The organism is Jeotgalicoccus saudimassiliensis, from assembly GCF_000756715.1.
Lineage (GTDB): Bacteria > Bacillota > Bacilli > Staphylococcales > Salinicoccaceae > Jeotgalicoccus > Jeotgalicoccus saudimassiliensis.
Window position 1 is genome coordinate 1,640,502 of record NZ_CCSE01000001.1, and the last position, 22,558, is coordinate 1,663,059.

At 42.3% G+C, this 22,558-nt stretch carries 22 protein-coding genes and 1 tRNA gene; 20 read left to right on the forward strand and 3 right to left on the reverse strand.

Translation table 11 applies throughout. The features are described 5' to 3' along the window. Positions 1-226 precede the first annotated feature (226 nt). The 12 genes from RZ44_RS08115 to RZ44_RS08170 all read left to right on the forward strand — a co-directional run bounded on the left by RZ44_RS08115 (position 227) and on the right by RZ44_RS08170 (position 11,725). On the forward strand, positions 227-1,036 hold the full coding sequence (locus tag RZ44_RS08115) for a gluconate 2-dehydrogenase subunit 3 family protein (protein ID WP_052108916.1): 810 nt from the start codon (positions 227-229) through the stop codon (positions 1,034-1,036). Further along, the gene (locus RZ44_RS08120) at positions 1,036-2,790 is read left to right on the forward strand and encodes a GMC family oxidoreductase (RefSeq protein ID WP_035810243.1); all 1,755 of its coding nucleotides are present in this window, start codon (positions 1,036-1,038) and stop codon (positions 2,788-2,790) included. Before RZ44_RS08115 ends, RZ44_RS08120 begins: the two co-directional genes overlap by 1 nt. Positions 2,791-3,158: 368 nt before the next feature. Continuing rightward, entirely contained in the window at positions 3,159-5,030 is a 1,872-nt protein-coding gene (locus RZ44_RS08125) for an ABC transporter ATP-binding protein (RefSeq protein ID WP_052108918.1), read from the forward strand. Between the two features lie 16 nt (positions 5,031-5,046). Further along, on the forward strand, positions 5,047-5,886 hold the full coding sequence (locus RZ44_RS08130; protein WP_035810245.1) for a serine/threonine-protein kinase: 840 nt from the start codon (positions 5,047-5,049) through the stop codon (positions 5,884-5,886). Between the two features lie 90 nt (positions 5,887-5,976). Next, entirely contained in the window at positions 5,977-6,276 is a 300-nt protein-coding gene (locus RZ44_RS08135) for a cupin domain-containing protein (RefSeq protein ID WP_035810246.1), read from the forward strand. A gap of 22 nt (positions 6,277-6,298) precedes the next feature. Beyond that, positions 6,299-7,081 (forward strand): formate/nitrite transporter family protein, encoded by a 783-nt coding sequence (locus tag RZ44_RS08140; protein ID WP_035810249.1) that lies wholly within the window; start codon positions 6,299-6,301, stop codon positions 7,079-7,081. A 50-nt stretch (positions 7,082-7,131) separates the two neighbouring features. After that, on the forward strand, positions 7,132-8,160 hold the full coding sequence (locus RZ44_RS08145; RefSeq protein WP_035810250.1) for a M42 family metallopeptidase: 1,029 nt from the start codon (positions 7,132-7,134) through the stop codon (positions 8,158-8,160). Between the two features lie 29 nt (positions 8,161-8,189). After that, positions 8,190-8,573, forward strand: coding sequence for a hypothetical protein (locus RZ44_RS08150; RefSeq protein ID WP_035810252.1), 384 nt, complete (start codon positions 8,190-8,192; stop codon positions 8,571-8,573). Between the two features lie 127 nt (positions 8,574-8,700). Then, entirely contained in the window at positions 8,701-9,276 is a 576-nt protein-coding gene (locus RZ44_RS08155; protein ID WP_035810254.1) for a sugar O-acetyltransferase, read from the forward strand. A 27-nt stretch (positions 9,277-9,303) separates the two neighbouring features. Then, positions 9,304-9,942 (forward strand): pentapeptide repeat-containing protein, encoded by a 639-nt coding sequence (locus RZ44_RS08160; protein WP_035810256.1) that lies wholly within the window; start codon positions 9,304-9,306, stop codon positions 9,940-9,942. Between the two features lie 32 nt (positions 9,943-9,974). Beyond that, positions 9,975-10,685, forward strand: coding sequence for a DUF998 domain-containing protein (locus tag RZ44_RS08165; RefSeq protein ID WP_052108920.1), 711 nt, complete (start codon positions 9,975-9,977; stop codon positions 10,683-10,685). Between the two features lie 32 nt (positions 10,686-10,717). After that, positions 10,718-11,725, forward strand: coding sequence for a beta propeller repeat protein (locus tag RZ44_RS08170; protein ID WP_035810258.1), 1,008 nt, complete (start codon positions 10,718-10,720; stop codon positions 11,723-11,725). A 49-nt stretch (positions 11,726-11,774) separates the two neighbouring features. On the opposite strand, the gene RZ44_RS08175 is transcribed toward RZ44_RS08170, so the two are convergent. Further along, positions 11,775-11,847, reverse strand: a tRNA-Ala gene (locus RZ44_RS08175). A 112-nt stretch (positions 11,848-11,959) separates the two neighbouring features. Between RZ44_RS08175 and RZ44_RS08180 the strand changes: the two genes are divergently transcribed. Then, positions 11,960-13,939, forward strand: coding sequence for an elongation factor G (locus RZ44_RS08180; RefSeq protein ID WP_035810260.1), 1,980 nt, complete (start codon positions 11,960-11,962; stop codon positions 13,937-13,939). A 32-nt stretch (positions 13,940-13,971) separates the two neighbouring features. Here the strand turns inward: RZ44_RS08180 and RZ44_RS08185 are convergent, their stop codons facing one another. Beyond that, complete coding sequence (locus tag RZ44_RS08185) at positions 13,972-14,526, reverse strand: GNAT family N-acetyltransferase (RefSeq protein ID WP_035810262.1); 555 nt, start codon at positions 14,524-14,526, stop codon at positions 13,972-13,974. A 157-nt stretch (positions 14,527-14,683) separates the two neighbouring features. Here RZ44_RS08185 and RZ44_RS08190 point away from each other — a divergent pair, with 157 nt between their 5' ends. From RZ44_RS08190 to RZ44_RS08220, 7 genes are all read left to right on the forward strand, one after another. Further along, positions 14,684-16,297, forward strand: coding sequence for a M20/M25/M40 family metallo-hydrolase (locus tag RZ44_RS08190; protein WP_035810264.1), 1,614 nt, complete (start codon positions 14,684-14,686; stop codon positions 16,295-16,297). 79 nt (positions 16,298-16,376) lie between these two features. Then, positions 16,377-16,661 carry a metal-sensing transcriptional repressor gene (locus RZ44_RS08195; RefSeq protein WP_035810265.1) on the forward strand — a complete coding sequence of 95 codons (285 nt, stop codon included), beginning with the start codon at positions 16,377-16,379 and terminating at the stop codon, positions 16,659-16,661. A 112-nt stretch (positions 16,662-16,773) separates the two neighbouring features. After that, positions 16,774-17,853 (forward strand): DsrE/DsrF/DrsH-like family protein, encoded by a 1,080-nt coding sequence (locus tag RZ44_RS08200; protein ID WP_035810267.1) that lies wholly within the window; start codon positions 16,774-16,776, stop codon positions 17,851-17,853. A gap of 31 nt (positions 17,854-17,884) precedes the next feature. Next, the gene (locus RZ44_RS08205; RefSeq protein ID WP_035810269.1) at positions 17,885-19,246 is read left to right on the forward strand and encodes an MBL fold metallo-hydrolase; all 1,362 of its coding nucleotides are present in this window, start codon (positions 17,885-17,887) and stop codon (positions 19,244-19,246) included. Then, positions 19,246-20,028, forward strand: coding sequence for a sulfite exporter TauE/SafE family protein (locus tag RZ44_RS08210; protein WP_035810271.1), 783 nt, complete (start codon positions 19,246-19,248; stop codon positions 20,026-20,028). Before RZ44_RS08205 ends, RZ44_RS08210 begins: the two co-directional genes overlap by 1 nt. A 26-nt stretch (positions 20,029-20,054) precedes the next feature. After that, positions 20,055-20,480: an OsmC family protein gene (locus RZ44_RS08215; protein ID WP_035810272.1), complete on the forward strand. Its 426-nt coding sequence runs from the start codon at positions 20,055-20,057 to the stop codon at positions 20,478-20,480. A gap of 154 nt (positions 20,481-20,634) precedes the next feature. Further along, positions 20,635-22,002: a lanthionine synthetase LanC family protein gene (locus RZ44_RS08220; protein ID WP_035810273.1), complete on the forward strand. Its 1,368-nt coding sequence runs from the start codon at positions 20,635-20,637 to the stop codon at positions 22,000-22,002. A gap of 19 nt (positions 22,003-22,021) precedes the next feature. On the opposite strand, the gene RZ44_RS08225 is transcribed toward RZ44_RS08220, so the two are convergent. Further along, positions 22,022-22,495 carry a SoxR reducing system RseC family protein gene (locus tag RZ44_RS08225; RefSeq protein ID WP_141639005.1) on the reverse strand — a complete coding sequence of 158 codons (474 nt, stop codon included), beginning with the start codon at positions 22,493-22,495 and terminating at the stop codon, positions 22,022-22,024. Between the last annotated feature and the right edge of the window lie 63 nt (positions 22,496-22,558).

Sequence of the window (22,558 nt, forward strand, 5' to 3'; positions counted from 1 at the left end):
GATAATGTTCTTCTGCTAATTTTTATAAATTAAATATTATATAAGAAGAAAAAAGTCTGATTAATAGGGTATGTACTCTGTATGACAGTACTGTAGTCATAAAATATTCTCATTTAAAGTATTTTTTATAATTATTGGGCAATTTTGACAACTTTGTGAAAGCGTATTAAACTCGGTGTAAGCACGATTTTTTAATTTAATCAAAGTAAAGAGGGGGATGGCTTTCATGGTTAAAGAAGAAACAGGTAACAACAGTGATGAAAAAGTGTTTTCGCGGCGCGATTTTCTTAAAACGACTGGTGTTGCAGCCGGAGGTATTGCCGGAGGTGCACTTTTAGGCGGATTTACAGGATTCCAGTTCGGCTCCGAACAGGATTCTGAGTCTGCTGAAACAGATACCGGAGGTGAGACAGCAGACGGCGGCGAAGGTGGTGCGGACGCACAGGAGTTTGCAGCACGGACGTATATCAGCAGACAGGAAGACTTCGCAGCACTCGCGGCAGCGACGGAAAGAATTTACCCGGAAGATGATAACGGACCGGGAGCAATTGAACTGGGTGTGCCGTACTTTATCGATAATCAGCTTTACGGAACATGGGGTTCAAACGGTACGGATTACCGGATGGGCCCATATGAACCGATGGCTTCCGATACACACGGCCGTCAGGAAAAATTAAACCGGGGTGAAATTTTTGTACTCGGTATCAGGCGTTTGCGTGAATATGCGGTAGAAGAGCATGATACTGAATTTGTAGATCTTGAACCGGATGTACAGGATGAAGTATTAAGAGCGTTTGAATCGGGAGAAGTGGATGTTCCGGGAATGCGTTCTGAAGCATTCTTCTCGCTGCTTCGCAATACGACAATTGAAGGTGTATATGCCGACCCGGTTTACGGCGGCAATAAGAACATGGAAGGCTGGAAGATGATTAAATATCCTGGACCGCGCATGGGCTGGATGGATCAGATTCTGTCGGAAGAATTCGTTGAGCTTGAACCTGAAAGTCTGAGATCTTACCAAGGGGGCGGTATTTAATGGCTGAAGTACTTGATAAAGTAGATGCGGTTGTTGTCGGTATGGGCTGGGCTGGCGGTATTGTCAGTGCAGAACTTGCCAAAGCAGGTAAGAATGTAGTCGGTCTTGAAAAAGGTAACCACGCGACGAGAAGTGACTACATCGGCGTAAAAGATGAGCTTCGTTTTGATAACCGTTATGAGATTATGCAGAGTTTAAAAGGGGACACAGTCACATCGAGAAACGAAATTGACGAAACAGCCCTGCCTGTCCGAACGATGAAAGACAATCAGCTCGGAACAGACCTCGGCGGTGCGAGTGTTCACTGGGCAGGTGCGACATACAGATACTGGCCGTATGAATTTGAAATACGCAGTCAGACAATCGAACGTTACGGTGAAGATAAGATTCCTGACGATATGAGCCTTCAGGACTGGGGGATTACATATGAGGAAATGGAACCTTATTATGAGAAGTGGGAAGACACGGCAGGTATTTCGGGGGAGCAGGACCCGCTTGCCCCTGAACGCAACAAACCGTGGCCGAACCCGCCCCTGAATGAAACGCCGTCATTAAAAATGTTTAAGGATGCTGCGTCAAACCTAGGACTGCACCCGTTCCAGGTGGCTGCAGGCAATATGTCGCAGAACTACGAAAATCCGGACGGGGAAAAACTGAATGCATGTATGTACTGTTCATTCTGTACGAGAGCAGGGTGTGACTTTGATGCGAAATCGGATCCTTTGGCAACGGTAATTCCGACGGCGATGAGGCACGATAACTTTGAACTCCGTACACGTGCGAACGTGCGCCGTGTGCTTTACGATGAGGACAGCAGTGAAGCAACAGGTGTTATGTACGTGGATGAAACGACAGGTCAGGAATACGAGCAGCCGGCGGACGTTGTCGTACTTGCGGCATTCGCATTTACGAACAACAGACTGTTGATGCTTTCTGAAATCGGTGAGCAGTATGATCCGGAAACACGTGAAGGGCTGATCGGCCGTAACTTTAACGGGCAGTACAACTCGGCGTTCCACGGCGTTCGCGGATTCTTTGAAAATGAGAAGTTTAACCTGTATATGGGGGCTGGCGCGTTAGGTGCAGCGGTAAACGACTATGCAGCGGATAACTTCGACCATTCAGACCTCGACTTTATCGGCGGCGGTGCGATTGAATTAAGACAGTATGGTTTCGGGGCAATCTCGAGCAGTAACAACTATACGAGAGAAGTACCGAGCTGGGGTGCGGATTATAAAGCTGAATCGCTGAAATACGCGTACAGCGCACTTCGCATCTGGTATACAAATATCGCGATGTCATACTGGCATAACTATGTGGATCTCGATCCGACATATAAAGATGAGTACGGTGATCCGTTACTCCGCATCACGTATAAATTTGGTTCAAATGAAAAACCGATTGCCCAATTCGGTATCGACCGATGCCGTGAAATCATGGAAGAAATGGGCGCTGACATTATTGAAGAAGATGAAGTGGCCGAAGAGTTTAACCATGTATTTTCAGGTGGACACTACACAGGCGGTGTAGTGATGGGGGATGACCCGGAAACATCGGTAGTAAACAACTATCTTCAGATGTGGGATGTCGACAACCTGTTTGTCGTCGGCGGCTCTGCATTCCCGCAGTTCGGCGGACACCACCCGACACCGACAATCGGTGCACTGGCATACAGAGCAGCCGAAGGTGTTGAACGATTCTTAGATGAAGGTGGTCAGCTTGCAACAGCGAAAAGTAAGACGATGAGAGCATAAAATTAAATTTTGAGCCTCTTCCGATATTATTCGGGGGAGGCTTTATTTTATGTGATTTAATAAAATCAATACATTTTAATCAAATTTTAATTTTCTGATAACTGTTACTTAACTATCCGGGGGCATTATAGAGTTAACACAAGCGAAGGGAGGAGAAATCCATGAACTATTTCGAGGAAATTGAACCGGCAGTATCAAATGATTTCTCAACAGATTCTTATTCAAGTGAATCAAGTGCTTCAGAGAGCAGCGTTTCATCTGACTAAGATTCACAGTATACGCGGGTAAACATTTCAATATATCTTTGAAACAGGCGGCCCGTGTGAGATGCGGTCCGCCTGCCTGCGTTTTGAAAGGATGAGGAACAAATGCAAAGGTCAAATAAATACGACACGAATGAATCACTGTTTCAAAAGATCAACCGATTTTTTACTATGGAAGAAACTAAAGGGAACATTATCGGCAAAGCACCACCGGTTCCTGTAAAAGAAGTATTCCGCCGTTTTTGGCCGTACACAAAACATTACCGTAAATGGATTTTTGTCGGACTGATATTTATTGCACTGCAGCCGATGGCATTATCGGGTACAGTATGGCTGCTTCAAATATTTATAGATAACGTGCTGGACGCGAGGAACTTAAGTCCGCTCTACTGGATTGTACTGCTCTATTTCGGGCTCAGCCTTGCTGCCGGAATATTTTCATTCTGCGGGACATTTACAGTAAACTGGGCAGGCCAGAAATTTGTCCTTGCACTGAGAAAGCATTTATATGAACATCTTCAAAGCTTGTCACTGCACTTTTTTGAAGGGCGGAAACTCGGCGATATTATCGCGAGACTGACGAGTGACATATCTTCAATTGAAAGACTGATTGTTACGGGCGCAACTTCTGCCTTGTCATATGTATTCCAGCTTATTGTTTTTATCGGTATGTTATTTTTTATGGAATGGAAACTTGCATTGGCATCGATGATTGTTGTTCCGTTATTTTACATTATTACACGGTACTTCTCGGTCCGTATGAAAATGGCCTCGCGTGAACGTTCGAGACGAATGGGCGCGATAAATTCCCTGACGGAGGAAAGTTTTTCAAACATATCGCTGATGCAGGCATTCAACCAGGAAGAAAACGAATCGAAAAAATTCCATAATCAGAACCTGGCTGCATTTACAGCGAAAATGTATAAAGTCCGGTTAAAATCAACTTTTACACCGGCAGTATCATTAATTGAAACGATCGGCACGCTGATTGTTATGGTATTCGGTGCATTCCTGCTGATGCAGGGCGAGGTAACAATCGGTGTACTTGTTGCATTCTTAACGCTCCTTCGGAGACTGTACAGTCCGGTCCGCGGGCTCAGCCGTCTTTTAAACACTATTTACTCGGCGTCGGCAAGTGCCGAACGTGTCATCGAGTTTATGGAGCAGACACCTGCAGTCAGCTCAAACGGTACGGAGAAAATTGGAAATGGGGAACCGGGCATTGCATTCAATAATGTATCTTTTGCGTATCCGCATAAGAAGCACAATGTGCTGTCGAATATTTCCTTTACGGTAAATGCCGGAGAGACGGTCGCACTGGTCGGGGCAAGCGGTGTCGGTAAATCGACAATCCTTAAAATGCTGCTCCGTTTTTATGAACCGACAGAAGGCAGTATTTACCTGAACGGTCAGCCGGTGGATACGGCGGATCTGCAGTCGCTCCGCAATCAGATTGCGGTCGTGTTTCAGGAAGCATTAATATTCGACGGTTCTGTCCGTGAAAATATTGCTTACGGTAAACCGGAAGCAGACGATGAAGAAGTTGTTGCGGCTGCAAAAAAAGCGGAAGCGCACAACTTTATCGAAAAAATGGTGGAGGGCTACGATACGAATGTCGGTCAGAAGGGACGTAACCTGTCGGGAGGACAGCAGCAGCGCCTGGCGATTGCGAGGGCGATTATAAAAAACGCTCCGGTGCTGATTCTCGATGAGCCGGCAGACGGTCTCGACGGTTCCACGGAAAAACGTGTCATGAAAGATCTGATGAAAGATACAGCGGCACTGATTATTACACATAATTTAAAAACTGCACGTGAAGCAGATAAAATTCTCTATATTCACGAAGGAGAAATTAATGAAACAGGTACGCATGATGAACTCATGAAGCTGAACGGGAACTATAAAAAACTTTATAACGATCAGCAGGATGAAGCGGAGTACGAAGAAGGAGTCGTACCGGAGCCGGCTGTTAAATAATACTGGGGGTAAAGTAATGAAAACTGAGGATGAAGCATTAATTGAACCGCTCGAGCAGGGGGATACTCTGATTCCGGGATATAAAGTTGTCGCGCATATGAGACGGGGGAAAGACTGTGATCTGTATCATCTCTGGAGCGAAGAGAGAATGTGCAGCACAATCGGCAAAACGATTCAGCCGAACGTCGCGTCAAAAGATAAGGCCGTGGACAGGTTGATTCGTGAAGGAGAACTGATTACACGTCTGTCCCATCCGAATTTAATCCGGGGGTATGAACTGCAAATGGCACCCGAACCGGTAGTGATTCAGGAAACGCTGACCGGTGAAACGATATCTCATCTGGTGCGCCGGATTTATAAAAAGGATGAAGAGCTGCCGCTAATGCAGATTGCGCATTTTGGTAAGCAGATTGCTTCAGTCGTTAATTATCTGCATCAAAATAATATACTGCACCTGGATATTAAGCCGTCCAATATTATTTCGCAGCCGCCGCTCGCCAAACTGTTCGATCTGAATCTGGTCACTGAACCCGGGACGATCAGAAAGGGGACAGGCACGCGGCCTTATATGTCGCCTGAACAGGCTTCCGGTGAACCGTTAACTCCGGCAGCAGATGTATGGGGCATCGGAGTGGTACTGTTCTTTATGATGACGGGTGAACGGCCGTTTAAAACATATGAGGACAACAAATACGAACAGCTGGAACGGAGAGCTGTTCCGGTATCCGATTTAAGAAAGGCCGCACCGGATGATGCGCTTATTGCGATGGTGGACCGCTGCCTGGATCCGAACCCCAAAAACCGTCCGGCAGCCGCCGAAGTATTTAAAATATGTGGGGACTATATCCGCAGTTAATGTCATTAATTACTCGAAACTCCCGACTGCCGGTCAGGGAGTTTTTTCATGCCATAATGTATAATAACAGTTAAAAGGAGCGGATATAAAATGGCAAAATTGATTCATACTGACAATGAACTTTCGGCTAAAGATAAATCCATTAAAAAGGTATTCGGCAATGAACAGTCGAATATCGTTAATATCCAGCTGAAAGCGGGAGAGGGCATTCCGGAACATGATTCCAAAAACCCGATTTTTATCATCGTGAGAAGCGGTACGGTGAAATTTGTCTGTCCGGATGAGGAATACCATTTAAAAGACAGCGATATTTTATATATGGAGGCAGAAGAACTGCACAGTGTAGAGGCGGTTACCGACACTGATTTTCTTGTCGTATTTTTAAAGTAAATACTATATAGGAGCGTTTCATATGTACAGAGAGACAATCGAAACAATGAGCGGCAATGCACGGAATAAGCAGAAGTTTTATGAAGACTCGCGCATGAAGTTTTTCGTTTCATCGATGCTCGCAGGCGCATATATCGGTGTGGGCTGTATCGTGCTGTTCTTTATGGGCGGCCCGTTATTTGCGGTGGAATCACCGTTTGTTAACCTGATTACCGGTATTACATTCGGCGTGGCACTGGCTATCGTTATCTGGGCTGGATCGGATCTGTTTACGGGCAACGTCATGACGTTTACATTCGGCGCACTGATGAAGAAGATTACGTGGAAACAGACAACAGTGCTTTTAATCTGGTGTTACATCGGTAACTTAATCGGTGCACTGCTGTTTTCGTATTTCATATACCTGAGCGGGATTTTTCCGGAAATTAATATGGACAGCTACACAGTATACACAGCAGCCGGCAAGATGAACGACGGTTTCACAGCACTGCTGTTTCAGGGAATAATGTGTAACTGGCTGGTCTGTCTGGCTATTTGGACAGCGGCACGTGCGAACAATGAAATGACGAAACTGTCATTAATCTTCGTCCTGATTTTTGCTTTCGTGGCGGTGGGGTTTGAACACAGCATTGCAAACATGACGATTATGGCAGTCGCTCTCCTGCACAGCAGTGTGGATACAGTCACTGTCGGCGGATTTGTCTACAATTTAATCCCGGTCACAATCGGCAATATTATCGGCGGCGGATTTTTCGTGGCCTGTATTTATTATTATTTAAATGGCGGGTATAAAGAAAAGATTTAGTGTATAGTTTACAGAAAGACTTAGGTTAAAACAAAAGGGGAGCTTTAGTTATGTTTAAAAAAGACGGTACGATTTCATTTTTAACGAAGCTGTTATCAATTAACAGCCCGACAGGCTACACAAATAATGCGGTGAGTTTCCTGAGAGAAACAATTGAGGACATCGGCTATGAAACGATGACGACACCGAAGGGGAACCTGATTGTTCAGGTAGACGGTGAAAATACTGAAGTCACAAGAGGACTAAGTGCCCACGTGGATACACTTGGTTTGATGGTCCGTTCAATTAACTCGGACGGTACTTTATCGCTGACTAAGCTCGGCGGTCCTTTAACACCGACGCTTGACGGAGAATACTGTGACATTATTACGCGCGATGACAAAGTATATACGGGGACTATTTTGTCTAAATCACCATCGATTCACGTATTCAAAGACGCATCGACAAAAGAACGCGACATTGATAACCTGATTGTAAAACTCGATGAACGTGTGGAAAGTAAGGAAGATGTGGAGAATATCGGCATTCAAAATGGTGATATTGTTGCGTACGATCCGAAAGTAGTCGTTACAGACTCAGGTTTTATAAAATCAAGATTCCTGGATGATAAAGCATCGGTTGCTGTATTGGTCAGCATCTTAAAAATGATGAAACAGGAAGAAGTAACACCTTCGACGAACCTGAAATTTATCTTCTCAACATATGAAGAAGTCGGTCACGGTGCTGCATGGATTCCGGAAGATATTACAGAGCTTTTAGCTGTCGATATGGGATGTATCGGACTTGATCTTGACTGTACCGAATACGATGTGTCGATCTGTGCCAAAGACTCATCAGGACCGTATGATTACGATATGACGACGAAACTGATGAACTTTGCGAAAGATAAAGCACTGAATTACGCGGTAGACATCTATCCGATGTACGGCAGTGATGCATCAGCAGCAATGAGCGGCGGTGCGAACATCAGAGCAGCACTCATCGGACCAGGAGTAGCAAGCAGCCACGGGATGGAACGCACGCATATCGATGCACTTGAAAATACGTTTGAACTGATTTCGGAATACATTCGGAATTAATAATATTATTTCACTAAGGTGTTGTTATCTTGTCTAAGAGTACATTTATAACAGTAATAATTTCTGCTTCAGTGTTTACATTGATAGTTACAGATTTCTATCCTGCAATTCCATGGTATGTCCAATTTGGACCAATCATACTGACAATCATGATTATTTTTATTGGTGCTTATTTTGAGAAGAAAAAAGGTGAACCAGAGGAAAGTGAATCTGTTGATGAGAGGAAAGAAAGCAGAAAACAGTGGCTGTTTTTAATGGGTGCTGTCTGGGCGGCAATTATAGCTATGAATGTTTTAGTTGGAGAGCCTAAGACGAATGCATTCAATATCCAAGAACTGCAGTTTTGGATTTTAATTGTCGCATTACCGCTGCTTTCCCAGTTTAATTTTAAGAAAAGAACAGACGGAGTTTAATCTGACCAGACCAGTTTCTTCAGTATGAGGAAGCTGGTTTTTTTATTGACCTGAAGTGTGCTTCAGCATTTATATTTAAGAACAGGGTATATAAATATTATTAATATTAAAGCTGGAGATGATGATTTTGGAAATCAATACACTATTATTAAATATGAAAAAGGATGGAGTGCTTAAGGCTGGTTCAGAAGAGAATGCAGCAATGAGAGAAGTTTCTGCTGAGACCAGAAAACTGTGCGCGGAAATGAATAACGGTGCGTATACTGATGAAGAAATCAGGAACTATATGTCAGGTATTACCGGACATGAAATTGATGAAAGCTTTTCTCTATTTGTGCCGTTTACTGCTGATTTTGGTAAGAATATAAAGATTGGTAAGAATGTGTTCATTAACTCCGGATGCCGCTTTCAGGATCAGGGCGGGATTACAATTGGAGATGGCAGTTTAATCGGCCACAATGTTGTACTTGCAACGATTAATCACGACTATGATCCAAAAAACAGAGGGACGATGTTCTTAAAACCTATTGTACTTGAGACAAATTCATGGATTGGTTCGAACGCAACAATTCTCCCGGGAATTACAATAGGAGAAAACTCAGTTGTCGCAGCTGGTTCGGTCGTTACAAAAGATGTTCCGGCCAACACAATTGTTGCGGGGAATCCTGCGGAATTTATGAGTAATTTGGAAGATAAAATTTAAGAATAAATGAATAGTGAGGAATTCAAAATGAAGTTAAAACCACTGAAAATAGCATCTGAACTGGAAGTTGTTTCTTATGAGTCCATTATAGAAGATGAGGATCAGATATTTGATGGTATTGAGATTAACGATGCTGAGTTTCTTGATACTGATTTCGGAAGATTAATCTCCTATAACTCTGTAATTAAGAACAGTAATTTATCGAATAACGAATTTGATAATGCAGATTTAACAGATACACGATTTGTTAACTGTGACTTTTCAAACACAGTATTTTTAGGTGCTTCTATACATAATGTTGAGTTTGTTAACTGCAAAATGATTGGTGTCAGTTTTGATGAGTCCAGAATTAAAAACGTTAAATTTTTTGAGTCACTGTTAAATCTATCGGGGATAAGTGAATCTAAACTTGAGAATGTATTGTTTGAAAATACGAGAATGGTTACAGCAGATTTCTTTAATAATAAATTTAAAAATATTGGCTTTGAAAATTGTGATCTGACTGAAGCAAGATTTGTCGATACACCGCTTAAAGGTATTGATATCAGCTCATCCCATTTTGAGTCATTAAGCATTAAGCGTGAAGATCTGGAAGGCTGTATCGTTTCCAGTGTACAGGCGATTCAGATGGCGGCATTGATGGGACTTGTAGTGAAGGATAGTTAGATAGAACTGGCATCAGGTGCAGGAGGGAAGTCATGTCTTATATATTTATGGGTATATTGACTGTAACGCTTTTAATTACAGCATTAGTATTAAAAGATAAATATGAATTCACAAAAACTATCGGTGCACTGTCTTGGATTGCATTAAGCCTGTATTTTATCGTTGAATTTATTGTGATCAGAGCAAGTACTGCATCGTATAATTTCTTAAAACAGCCGATGAGTGATTTAGGTGTAACTATATGTGGAATAGATACGTATGAGCTCGCTGCTTATGAAATTTGTTCACCGGCTCATCTGGCGATGAACTGGACGTTTACTCTAACTGGCATAGCAGTTTTTACCGGTGCCATTTTTCTTCATCGGTTTTGGCCGGATAACATGAAAACAAAAACAGCGACTGTACTGCTCGTTATTTTCGGGATCAGCTACAGTATTTCAGGGATCTTCCCGGCTGATATAAATTTTTTAGTACACACATTTGCCTCATTGCCGGGAATGTTTGTGCAAATACCTGCTTTAATTATTATTGGACGGGCAATTAAAAGTACAATGCCGAAACTGTCAAAATGGACTTATTTCTGTCTGGTTCTTAATTTATTGAGTCTGCTGTTTATATTTTTACAGCCAGTGTTTCCTGAGCTGCCGGGAGGCTTAATTCAGAGGGTGCTTTATGGTTCAGTCTGGCTGTGGATGATTGTTACAGGAATCGTGCTGCTGAATAAATCAGTTCAACGTAAATAGGTTTATGTGAGATTTAAAAAGGAGGAATATTAATGACTTCAATTTATTTTACTTCAGGATCTAAAATTATCAGTGTTTCAGGACGGGAACGGGACTGGTCGATTAACGAGATAGAGACCGGTTATGATGACGTGCGTGCAGTGGCTGCTGATGAATTGGCCGAAACGATTTACGTGGGAACTTTTGATGACGGGCTGTTCAGAAGCCGTAATAATGGTGAGACCTTTGAAGCTGTTGGGCAGGATGTCTTACCGAAAAGAGTAATGTCACTTCATATCAGTCCTGTTTCAAAACGTTTATATGTCGGAACGGAACCGAGTGAATTGCATTATTCGGATGATGATGGTGAAACATGGGCAGAAATGACTGCACTGCAGGACCTGCCGTCGAAATCAGAGTGGAGTTTCCCGCCTCGTCCTGATACACATCATGTTAAAGATATAGCGAGCGGTACTCAGGATGAGTCATTTGTACTTGCCGGCATTGAGCTCGGCGGTATTATGCGTTCGGTAGATAATGGAGAGTCATTTGAGGACCGTAAAGCAGGTTCTCAATTTGATGTGCATAACATGATTATTCACCCTGACGATGACAATCTGCTTTACGAAGCAGGCGGGGGCGGTTATGCATGGAGTGACGATAAGGGCGAGTCGTGGCAGATTGATAATGAAGGTCTCGGAGACTTCACGTATTTAGTACATGTCGCAGTGGATCCCGGTGATAAAAATACGGTACTTGTTTCCGGTGCAAGAGGACCGGTTTCAGCGTATATGCCTGAGCGAGAAAAGACAGAGATGAAAGTATTCCGTAAACAAGGAGACACGCCGTGGGAGGAAATTACAGAAGGACTGCCTGACAGCAAAGGAACGATTGTCACTCATCTATTGACGTCACCGGATGAACCAAGCGTGTTTTACGGTGTGAATAACAAGGGTGTCTATCACTCAGTCGACCGCGGTAAAAGCTGGATGAAAGTTCCAGTCGAATTTCCGGAAGAAGTGACGAAAAATAAGATTAACTCGGCATGTCTCACTAATTAAACAGACAAAATCCATCTCATATTAATAATGAGATGGATTTTTATTTGAATGGAGCCAAGGGGGCTCGAACCCCTGACCTTTGCACTGCCAGCGCAACGCTCTCCCAGCTGAGCTATGGCCCCGGATGTATTATCCTCATTGTAGGACATTACACATCTTTACTCAATAGCGGTAAGATTTTAAATACTGTATTCTTAACATAAGAATAGTTATTCAAGTTCAGGAGGTACATCGATGATTACAGGGGAACGTACGACGATTGGAATTTTAGCCCACGTAGATGCAGGGAAAACAACGTTGACTGAAGCGCTGCTGTATCATGCAGGAGCGATTTCAAAACGGGGACGGGTCGATCACGGCGATACATATTTTGATTTCGAGTCTATTGAAAGAAGCCGTGGAATTACAGTGTCATCCAAACAGGTTGACTTTGAAGTCGGTAATCGTAAATTCACTTTAATCGATACACCGGGGCACGCTGACTTGTCCGCAGAAATGGAACGGTCACTGCAAATACTGGACCTGGCAATTATAGTGGTCAGTGCGGTCGACGGGGTGCAGTCACATACCGTAACAATTTTTCAGCTGCTTGAAAAATACGAAGTACCGGCGATTATTTATATTAATAAAAATGACCGGCCGAGTGTCGATAAAGATAAAACTATGGGCAGCCTGCAGGAACTCGATGAACGCTGTGCATTATTTTCAGAAGCAGATTCAGAGCTGAGCGAATCATTTATCGAACAGCTGGCAATGCAGGACGAGGAACTGCTGGAGATGTTTATGGAAGGAACTGAAGATCAGGCATTCTGGTCTGATGCTGCTAAAAAAGCGTTGATGAACAGAACGGTATTTCCAAGTGTCCGGGGTTCAGCGCTGAACGGTAACGGTATCGGTGAAGTCATTAATATAATGGAAAAATTAACCGAATCAAAAGAATATATAGAAGAAGCCGGTGCACGGGTTTATAAGATTATGCACGACGAAAAAGGGCAGAGACTGACATTGTTTAAAGTATTAGGCGGTACTTTTCGAATTAAGGATATGGTCTATTACAAAGATTCGGACGGCGAAAAAATCAATCAGCTGAGGAGGCTGAATGGCGGGAAATTTGAAGGGGTCAGTGAAGCAGCAGCGGGTGATGTCTGCACGGCAATCGGCATTCAAAATGCAGAACTCGGTGATATTATTGCATTGTCGGAAGCGGATATTGAACTGTTTTCTGAGTCAAAGGTACCGGAGCTGCAGCCGGTAATGGAAGCATCTCTCGTGCTGCCGGAAGGTATTGACGTATTTACAGCGATGAAGACACTCAGACAGCTTGAAGCAGAAGAACCGGAAATTGGTCTCAGAACTTCTGAAACAACAGGTGATATACATATGCGTGTCATGGGCACGATTCATATGGAAGTACTGACAGAATCTATTCGTGACAAATACGGAATGAATATCACATTCGGTCCGCCGGTGATTTTATACAGAGAAACGATTGAAGAAAGCATTGTCGGCTACGGTCATTTTGAACCGCTCGGCCATTATGCGGAAGTGCAGCTGCGTATCGAACCCGGGCAGAATGGACAGGGTATTATCGCAAAAAATGAAGCGAATACAGATGACTTGAAAATTCAGTTTCAGAAACTGATTATGACTCATATTAAAGAAAAAGAGCATTTGGGTGTACTTACCGGGGCACCGCTGACGGATGTCACAATTACTTTAATGGCAGCGAAAACAGCGTTAAGAGAAACACAGGGCGGCGATTTGCGTCAGGCAACTTACCGCGGGGTCAGACAGGGTTTAATGAAAGCTAAATCAGTTATCCTCGAACCGTGGTATTCATTTGAAATCACGCTGCCGGCAGACGCAGCGGGACGTGCAATGTCAGATGTTCAGAGACTTCACGGTGAGTCCGGTGATATGGCGCAGCTCGGAGAAAACAAAGTATCGCTAAAAGGGGAAGTACCGGTCGCGACATTTGTAGATTATCCGATTGAACTCGCATCATATACTAAAGGCGAAGGAACTGTGTCGCTGCAATCGGCAGGATACCGACCGTGTCACAATCCGGAAGAAGTGATTGACCAGGCGGATTATAATCCCGAAAACGACCTCGATAACACACCGAACTCCATTTATTTTAAAAAAGGTGCAGGCTATGAAGTGAAGTGGTACGACATTGATGAAGTCCGTCATATTAAAGGAAACTTTAATTAAATAAATATAACAAGAAAAGCAGGAACAGAATCTTAATTTGATTCTGTCCCTGCTTTTTTAGCTGCCCATTCTTCTTTTAAAATACCCATACGAATTGAATCGTAGTATTCACCGTTGTAGAAACGGACTTTCCGGACTCGGCCTTCAAGCTGCATGCCGAGTTTTTCTCCAACACGAATCATTCGTTCATTACCTGACCATGTTGTAAGACCAACTCTTACGGTAGGTACTGTATTGAAGACATGATTAATCCACAGTTTTAAAGCACGTGTGCCAAGTCCTTTGCCCCAGTTCTTTCCTTCATGAATAACAATGCCGACTTCCAGCCATTTCTTCATATCATCTTCAAAATAATACGTCACAATGCCGTATATTTCATTATTTACAGTAATCAGCCACAGGCTGTCGGAATCGACGAATACTTCGCTTTTCTCCATAAAGGTTTCATAAGGAACTGAACGGTGTGAAAAATAAGGCGCATCCCACTTTTTCCATTCCGGATTTTCATCTTGATATATTAATTCCCATAGCTTTAATAAATCATTATCTTTAATTGGACGAATGCCGAGTTCTTTATCAGTGTACATAAATGCCTCCTTGTTTGTTTCTATAGTATCATTATAAATACTAATATATTTTTACTATTAAGACTTTTAATATAAAGTATAATTAAAGGATAAAGAGCTATGTTTCCCGGGAAATATGCCGGATATTATTTTATCGTAAACAAGGGGAGTTTTGCATATGGAACAACAGGGGTACTTATGGGAATCCGCAGCACAGCTTGAAGTGCTGCTTTATGAATTAGTCGGATGGAAAAGTTTATCGGGAACACAAGGGGAAATTGATTTTCCGCATAAGCTGACAGCAAAATTTAAAGAACTGGATTATTTTAAAACTAATCCGGATAACATTCAATTATTTGATGCAGGGAAAGACAGAAATGCATTTACTGCATTATATAAAACAGATAAAAGCTCGGATACAGTCGTCTTGATCAGTCATTTTGATACAGTCGGTACTGAAGAATACGGCCAGCTGCAGGAGCTTGCATTTAATCCTGAACAATTGACGCAGGTGTTTCGGGACAACCCGGATTTCCTGACACCGGATGCAAAAGAGGATTTATATACAGATCAGTATGTATTCGGCCGGGGTGCGATGGATATGAAGATGGGACTCACACTGCATATGCATTTAATTGAACAGGCTGTAAAAGAAGAATGGCCGGTGAATTTACTGCTGGTGACAGTACCCGATGAAGAAGTCAGTTCCGGAGGCATGCTCGCTGCCGTACCGGGTATTCTTGAAATATCACAGGCTCACAATTTAAATATCAAATTATTTCTAAACGGGGAGCCGTCATTTACACAGCAGCCTCTGGATGAGAATCACTATATATATTCAGGATCGATCGGTAAAATACTGCCGGCAGCACTGTTTTATGGTGTACCGACTCATGCAGGCGAACCGCTTAACGGCATTACATCTCATTTCATCGGGTCTTATCTGACGAAGAAAATGGAGTATACGGATAAGTTTTTAGAAACCTTTGACGGAGAAACAACTCCGCTGCCGGTGTGTCTGCAGGCGAACGATTTAAAGGACAACTACGATGTACAGACATCGCACCACAGTTACGCTCTGTATAACGTATTTACGCTGACTCAGACGGCTAAAGACGTAATGGTTACATTTAAGGAAATTGCGGATGAAGCCATGCATGAATGCCGGACGGATTATGAAGAGATATGTAAAGCGCATCATATACCGGCGCCGAACTGTATCAGAGTGCTGGAATACCACGAAGTGCTGGAGTATTTTATCGATAAATACAGTAGAGAAGAAGCAGATGAACTGATCAGGGCAGTCCTTGAAGAAAACGGGACTGACGAGCGGAAGAAGACCCTGCTGATTGCCGATAAGCTGATGGAATATTGTCAGGAACTGGCACCGGCAACTGTGCTGATGTTTGCACCGCCATACATGCCCGCAGTGAATTCGTCGGATGATGAACTGGTGAGAAAATTGATTGAAGCGACTAAAAGTGAGATGCATGAACAATATAATTACGACGTGACGAATAAGCATTATTTCAACGGTATATCAGATTTAAGTTATGTGAATTATAATCCTGCAGATGACGGCTGGCAGTCGTTTAAAAATAATGCGCCGTTATGGGGAGAAACATATACAATACCGTTTGAAGAAATGCAGCAGCTGAGCGCACCGGTAATGAACATCGGGCCGTACGGTAAAGATGCACATAAAATGACCGAACGGCTGCATAAGAAAAATGCATTTGAAATGATGCCGGCCGTGCTCAGGGAAGTTGTAAGCGAGTTCTTCTATAGATAATACCTGGTGGGGTATTTGACGGATTGCCGATTACCTAATATAATATACATAGTGACTACGAGTGAAAAGAGGTATGTATATGATAGTCGAAGATCAGAAGCATGTATATGATAAAGCGGTAATAAACCGTATTAACCGACTGCAGGGGCAGATTAACGGTGCGAAAAAAATGATTGAAGACGGTGAAAACTGCAAAGATGTAGTAACTCAGCTGAGTGCAGCAAAGAGTGCACTCAACCGTACAATGAATATAATCATCAGTGAAAATCTGGTGGAATGTGTGAAAGAAGCGATGATTAATCCGGATCAGGACGCCGATGAATTAATTAAAGAAGCAGTAGAATTATTAAACAAGAGCAGATAATATATCTGTTCTTTTTTTATTTTAAAATATACCCCCATAGGTATTTGACAAAGATAAATATACTTGGTAAGATACCCCTATAGGTATTTAAAGACGAGAGGAAGTTATTAAATTGAATAAAAATAATTATCATATGAACGATGTAGATGAACTGCTTAACAAAGGAGAGTATCTGCTTGATGTCAGAGAAACATTTGAATATGAAATGGGCCATGTTGCATCGGCAAAACACATTTCTTTAACAGTGTTAGAGCAGCGTATGGATGAATTACCAAAGGATAAAACAATCTATACATACTGTAAAAGCGGCAGACGCAGTCAGACAGCAGCGGATTTATTAAATGCCAACGGTTTTGAAGCAATCAGCCTGGAAGGCGGTTTTTCATCGTATACAGGAAAGTTCAGCAATACCGATATTGAAGAAGTTATTTCTCCGGCGGAGACGAATTCAAATATTGCCGAAGATCGTATTAAAATAGCAGCGCACGGGCTGCAGTGTCCGGGGCCGCTGTTAAAAGTTAATGAAGTGATGAGTGGTCTTGAAACAGGGAAGCAAATGGAAATCACTGTAACGGATCACGGCTTTTGTACAGATGTTGAAGCCTGGGCTAAAAAACATGGACATGCTGTACTGAAAAACGAAGTGTCAGGTGAAAATGTAACTGTTGTTCTTGAAAAGAAAGCGCCGGTACAGACCGAAGGGCATAAAATGGTTGAAACAAAAGACGGTGCAACAATTGTCGTTTTCAGCGGCGATATGGATAAGGCACTGGCTTCATTCATTATTGCATCCGGTGCACGGAGCATGGGGAAAGAAGTAACGATGTTCTTTACGTTCTGGGGACTGAATATTATTAAAGACCCGAAAGCACCGAAAAGAAATAAAAAGGGTCTCGATAAAATGTTCAGTATGATGATGCCGAAATCAGCTTCGAAACTCCCGATTTCTAAAATGAATATGCTCGGTGCGGGTTCTAAAATGATTCAGCATGTTATGAAGAAAAAGAAAGTTGATGCACTGTCTGAAATGATTGAAAAAGCGGACAAACTTGGCGTTAAAATGATTGCCTGCACAATGAGCATGGATATTATGGCAGTCGAAAAAGAAGAACTTCTATCAAATGTTCAATTCGGTGGTGTCGGCACATATCTCGGAGATGCAGAAAACGGAAATCTTAACTTATTTATATAAAAACTAAATTTAAAACAGGAGAGTGTATTTAATGTATTTCAAACAATTTTATGATCAGAAACTTTCACAAACTTCGTATATGGTAGCATGTCAAAAGACAAAAGAAGCTATTATTATCGACCCGAAACGCGTAGTAGATGAATACCGGGAAACGGCGGATGTTGAAGGATTTAAAATAACAAAGGCGACAGAAACACATATCCATGCTGACTTCGCTTCCGGTCTTCGTGATGCATCTCGTAAATTTGGTGCGACACTTTATGTCTCTGACGAAGGCGATGAGAATTGGAAATATCAAAATGTTCCTGATGACACTGTATTTCTTAAAGAAGGCAGTATTATAAATGTCGGAAATGTCGAATTGAAAGTTATTCACACACCGGGACATACCCCTGAGAGTATTTCATTTGTACTGACAGACCACGGCGGCGGAAGTACGGAACCGATGGGTATGTTTACAGGAGACTTTATATTTGTCGGTGATATTGGCCGTCCTGATTTACTTGAAGAAGCTGCAAATATGGAGGGTGCGACAGAAGAAGGAGCAAATGCTATGTTTGATTCATTGAAAAAAATGAAAGATTATCCTGACTTTATGCAGATATGGCCGGGGCACGGTGCAGGAAGTGCATGCGGCAAATCACTCGGGGCCGTTCCGTTATCTACACTTGGATACGAAAGAAAAAATAACTGGGCACTTAAAGTGACAGACAGAGCTGCATTTATTAATGAACTGACAAGTGATCAGCCGGAACCGCCGAGCTATTTTGCACAAATGAAAAAAGTGAACAAAGAAGGTCTGCCGGAATTTAAAGTGAGAGAACTCACAGCAGGTACGCCTGAAATATTACCGGGTCAGCTGTTTGATTTAAGAAGTAAAAAAGAGTTTAAAAAGGGATTCAAAAAAGGTGCGATTAACGTACCTTACAATAGTAAATTCCTGCAGTTTGCCGGCTGGTATATTAATTACAATGAACCGATGACGATAATTGCAAACCCTGAAACCAGCAAAACGCTGCAGGAAGATTTTGCATCTATCGGTTTTGATAACATTCAGTTAATCGTACCAATGGATCAGGCAGAACAGTATTCTGACGATAATTACGAGAATATTTCCCCGGAAATATTTACTAAAGACATGAGCAGTAAAAACATTCTTGATGTTCGTACAAACTCTGAATATCACGCTGGAAATCTGGAAAGTGCAGCTCATATTCATTTTGGCAAGCTTCAAAATGCGGATATACCGTTTAACAATGAAGATAAAATTTATGTTCATTGTCAATCCGGTGTGCGTTCAGCGATTGCAATGAGTGTCCTTAAAGCCCGGGGGTTCGATAATATTGTAAATATCGAAAAAGGGTATATAGGTATTAAAGAAGCGATGAAATAATGGAATTCTCATTTATCATCATTATATTTTTAATTGGTTTTATCGGTTCTTTTATATCAGGTATGGTAGGCATTGGCGGCTCGATTATTAAATATCCGATGCTGCTCTATATTCCTTCCCTGCTCGGTTTTACTTCTTTTACAGCGCATGAAGTTGCCGGTATAAGTGCAGTACAGGTGTTTTTCGCTACTATCGGCGGGGTTTGGGCTTATAAAAGCAGCGGCTATCTTAATTTAAAACTGATTGTTTATATGGGCGGTGCCATTCTGATCGGCAGTCTGATTGGCGGATACAGCTCAGGATTCTTCACTGAAAATCAGATTAATATCGTCTACGCTGCTCTTGCAACGATTGCTGTAATAATGATGTTCATGCCGAAAAAAGAAGTACCATTCCTTCCTGGCGGAGAGCTTCATTTCAATAAATATCTTGCTGCAGGTTTAGCGTTCATTACCGGAGCGGCTTCAGGAATTGTAGGCGCAGCCGGAGCATTTATTCTAGTGCCGATTATGCTTGTTGTGCTTAGAATCCCGACCAGGGTGACGATTGCGACCAGTCTCGCGGTAACTTTTATTTCTTCTATCGGGACAACAGCCGGAAAAATAGTGACGGACCAAGTATTATATGGACCTGCTCTTATTATGATTATCGCCAGTCTGATTGCAGCACCGCTCGGTGCGAAAGCCGGTCAAAAGATTAATACAAAGATACTCCAGTGGATGCTTGGAATACTTATTCTCGGAACTGCTGTTAAAATATGGATTGAGATATTCACGCAGTAAATAATAAATTAAGGTGAGAGATGTATATGGCTCATTTAAAAACTGTTTGGAACGGAAGTACAAAAGGAAACGGAACAATTACAGGAGATAAAATGGACACGCCAATCGCAATCCCGACGGTGTCAGGCGGCAGCGGTGACGGCGCAAATCCGACAGACCTGCTCGCAGCTTCCGCAGCATCCTGCTATGCGATGACATTAATTGCTTTAACTGCAGCGAGAAACTTACCGGTAATAGGTCTAGTGATGACTACAGAAGCTGTGAATTCAAAAGATAAAGGATTAAAAATTATTCATTATCCTGAAGTCAGTCTGCCTGAAAGTGCCACTGAAGAAGAGATTAAGTTCGTGGAACGTGCATTTAATACTGCCGACATGGGCTGTCACATCGGCAATCTGCTTAAAAGAGCGGATGCAGAAATTAAGATTGAAGGTAAAATTTCATTGGAATAAACCAGGCATTTGACCTTGTATGAGCTATTTCATACAGGGTCATTTTTTTATCTCAGATTAAAGAAAATACTAATAGAATTAAAAAATCTGAATTATTAGTATATAATAGGGCCCAATACAGTATCATCACAGTTTTATAATGAGGAGTGTGTGAATGTCTAATCAATTAAGACCCTTATTTCATGAACCGGAAACTGAAGACTACTTGACCGCTGCTGTATCAGCAGCACAAATGTTTAAAAATACTGCGATTGAAACATCGGAAGGTATCTACTGGGAAGAAGAACCGTTTTCTCCGGCTGAACCTTATGAAGATACATTTATGGGACAGTTTTCTTTATACAGCGGTTCACCGGGTGTGATTTATTTTCTGACTCAGCTGGCACGGGCAGCGAAGGATCACAGTTATTTAGACGATGCTGTTAAAGCGGGCAGGTATATTATCAGCAACTGGGACTGTGAAGTGAGAATGCAGCAGTACGGAGGTAATATCGAACATTCAGAGTGGGGTATGCTGAACGGTGTAACCGGGATTGCTTATGTATTTGGTGAGCTGGCTGAAGTTTCAGGAATGGTGGAATTTGATGAATTTGCGATTCAGCTGATTGAAGAAACAGCAGATGCAGCACGTCAGACAGATAAAGGAATTGCCTGGACAGATGAACCTGCGATTTTCTTTGACTCCGGAATTATACTGTTTTTAATTAAAGCAGCAGAAAAATATAAGAGAACAGACTGGCGAGATCTTGCTTTAAAAGCAGGAGAAAAGATACTGAATGAGGGACATGAAAAAGACGGCCGGACGACATGGACGACAATCAGTCCGGCTTACTTTGGTATCCCTGAAGACAGTGTTATGCCGAACTACTTTTACGGTACAGCAGGTGTAGCATACACAATGGCTTGTTTATATGAAGAAAATAAAGATGAGAGGTATCTTGCAGCAGCCGAAAAAGGTGCAAGATATATTCAATCGATTGCGACAGTGGATAAGAATAATATTTTATTTCCGCACAGTTTTCCTTATTTAAAAGATGTACATTATCTGGGGCTATGTCACGGTGCAGCAGGTACCATCCGCTTGTTTTACAAGCTGTATAAAGTGACTGGTGAAGCGGAGTATAAAGAGTGGACAGAAAAAATCATCAACGGGATTTTGAATACAGGCGCACCGGAACTTCATTCAGACGGCTACTGGAACGTCGCATCACAATGCTGCGGCTCTGCTGGAATGAGCAGTGTATTTATCGGAATGTGGGCAGAAACTGGTGAAGAGAAATATTTACATTATGCAAAACGTGTCGGCAAGCAGCTATTGAGCGAAAGTGTCTATGAAGAAAACACAGGTGCATGCTGGTATCACGCATTCGACAGAACAGACCCTGGTCACGTGACTGCTAAAATTGGTTATCTGGACGGTGCTTCTGGTATAGCAGCTGAATTAGTTCAGCTGTATCAGGCGGTAACGAATGATTTCGATGTACTGAGACTGCCGGATGATCCTTATCCTAAAACTTTATAATATAAAAAGAAGCCTCCGGTTAATAACCGGGGGCTTCTTCAGTTTCATCTAATTCATTTAAATTGAGTACATAATAATGTTTGTCGTTTAAGCCGAAATAGAAATACACTGCAATCCAGCTCAGGCCTAAAGTGACAATACCAAGAACAATCAGTACAAAAATCATTAATGGCGAGGTTTTTTCTCCGGTTTCCTTATTTATAAAACTTCTTAAAATAAAGAAACCGATAGCAGCATTGAAAATTATGCCAGTTATATTAGTAATCATATCTATAGAACTATCTTCAATGACAACACCGCTGAGCTCCAGCAGCATTATAGCGATAAATGCTCCTACAAACAGCAGAATAACATATGCAGCTGTCGCCGATGAAACAAAATTCCTTCTGACATCCTGATATTTTACTGCAGGCATCGTACCTTCCAGCACTTGATACCCCTTAAAGTAATCGTATACGAAACAAAGCTGCTTATACGTTGAAAGTATCGGCATAAATGCCATCCACTTATTTCTGTACCCGGCTTTCCTGATAATAAAATAGAAAGACAGGCAGGT

What these genes read in the sequence shown, in the direction of transcription:
- RZ44_RS08115 (WP_052108916.1), top strand. Translation starts at nt 227, where the DNA reads ATGGTTAAAGAAGAAACAGGTAACAACAGTGATGAAAAAGTGTTTTCG.
- RZ44_RS08120 (WP_035810243.1), top strand. Translation starts at nt 1,036, where the DNA reads ATGGCTGAAGTACTTGATAAAGTAGATGCGGTTGTTGTCGGTATGGGC.
- RZ44_RS08125 (WP_052108918.1), top strand. Translation starts at nt 3,159, where the DNA reads ATGCAAAGGTCAAATAAATACGACACGAATGAATCACTGTTTCAAAAG.
- RZ44_RS08130 (WP_035810245.1), top strand. Translation starts at nt 5,047, where the DNA reads ATGAAAACTGAGGATGAAGCATTAATTGAACCGCTCGAGCAGGGGGAT.
- RZ44_RS08135 (WP_035810246.1), top strand. Translation starts at nt 5,977, where the DNA reads ATGGCAAAATTGATTCATACTGACAATGAACTTTCGGCTAAAGATAAA.
- RZ44_RS08140 (WP_035810249.1), top strand. Translation starts at nt 6,299, where the DNA reads ATGTACAGAGAGACAATCGAAACAATGAGCGGCAATGCACGGAATAAG.
- RZ44_RS08145 (WP_035810250.1), top strand. Translation starts at nt 7,132, where the DNA reads ATGTTTAAAAAAGACGGTACGATTTCATTTTTAACGAAGCTGTTATCA.
- RZ44_RS08160 (WP_035810256.1), top strand. Translation starts at nt 9,304, where the DNA reads ATGAAGTTAAAACCACTGAAAATAGCATCTGAACTGGAAGTTGTTTCT.
- RZ44_RS08165 (WP_052108920.1), top strand. Translation starts at nt 9,975, where the DNA reads ATGTCTTATATATTTATGGGTATATTGACTGTAACGCTTTTAATTACA.
- RZ44_RS08170 (WP_035810258.1), top strand. Translation starts at nt 10,718, where the DNA reads ATGACTTCAATTTATTTTACTTCAGGATCTAAAATTATCAGTGTTTCA.
- RZ44_RS08180 (WP_035810260.1), top strand. Translation starts at nt 11,960, where the DNA reads ATGATTACAGGGGAACGTACGACGATTGGAATTTTAGCCCACGTAGAT.
- RZ44_RS08185 (WP_035810262.1), bottom strand. Translation starts at nt 14,526, where the DNA reads ATGTACACTGATAAAGAACTCGGCATTCGTCCAATTAAAGATAATGAT.
- RZ44_RS08190 (WP_035810264.1), top strand. Translation starts at nt 14,684, where the DNA reads ATGGAACAACAGGGGTACTTATGGGAATCCGCAGCACAGCTTGAAGTG.
- RZ44_RS08195 (WP_035810265.1), top strand. Translation starts at nt 16,377, where the DNA reads ATGATAGTCGAAGATCAGAAGCATGTATATGATAAAGCGGTAATAAAC.
- RZ44_RS08205 (WP_035810269.1), top strand. Translation starts at nt 17,885, where the DNA reads ATGTATTTCAAACAATTTTATGATCAGAAACTTTCACAAACTTCGTAT.
- RZ44_RS08210 (WP_035810271.1), top strand. Translation starts at nt 19,246, where the DNA reads ATGGAATTCTCATTTATCATCATTATATTTTTAATTGGTTTTATCGGT.
- RZ44_RS08215 (WP_035810272.1), top strand. Translation starts at nt 20,055, where the DNA reads ATGGCTCATTTAAAAACTGTTTGGAACGGAAGTACAAAAGGAAACGGA.
- RZ44_RS08220 (WP_035810273.1), top strand. Translation starts at nt 20,635, where the DNA reads ATGTCTAATCAATTAAGACCCTTATTTCATGAACCGGAAACTGAAGAC.
- RZ44_RS08225 (WP_141639005.1), bottom strand. Translation starts at nt 22,495, where the DNA reads ATGCCGATACTTTCAACGTATAAGCAGCTTTGTTTCGTATACGATTAC.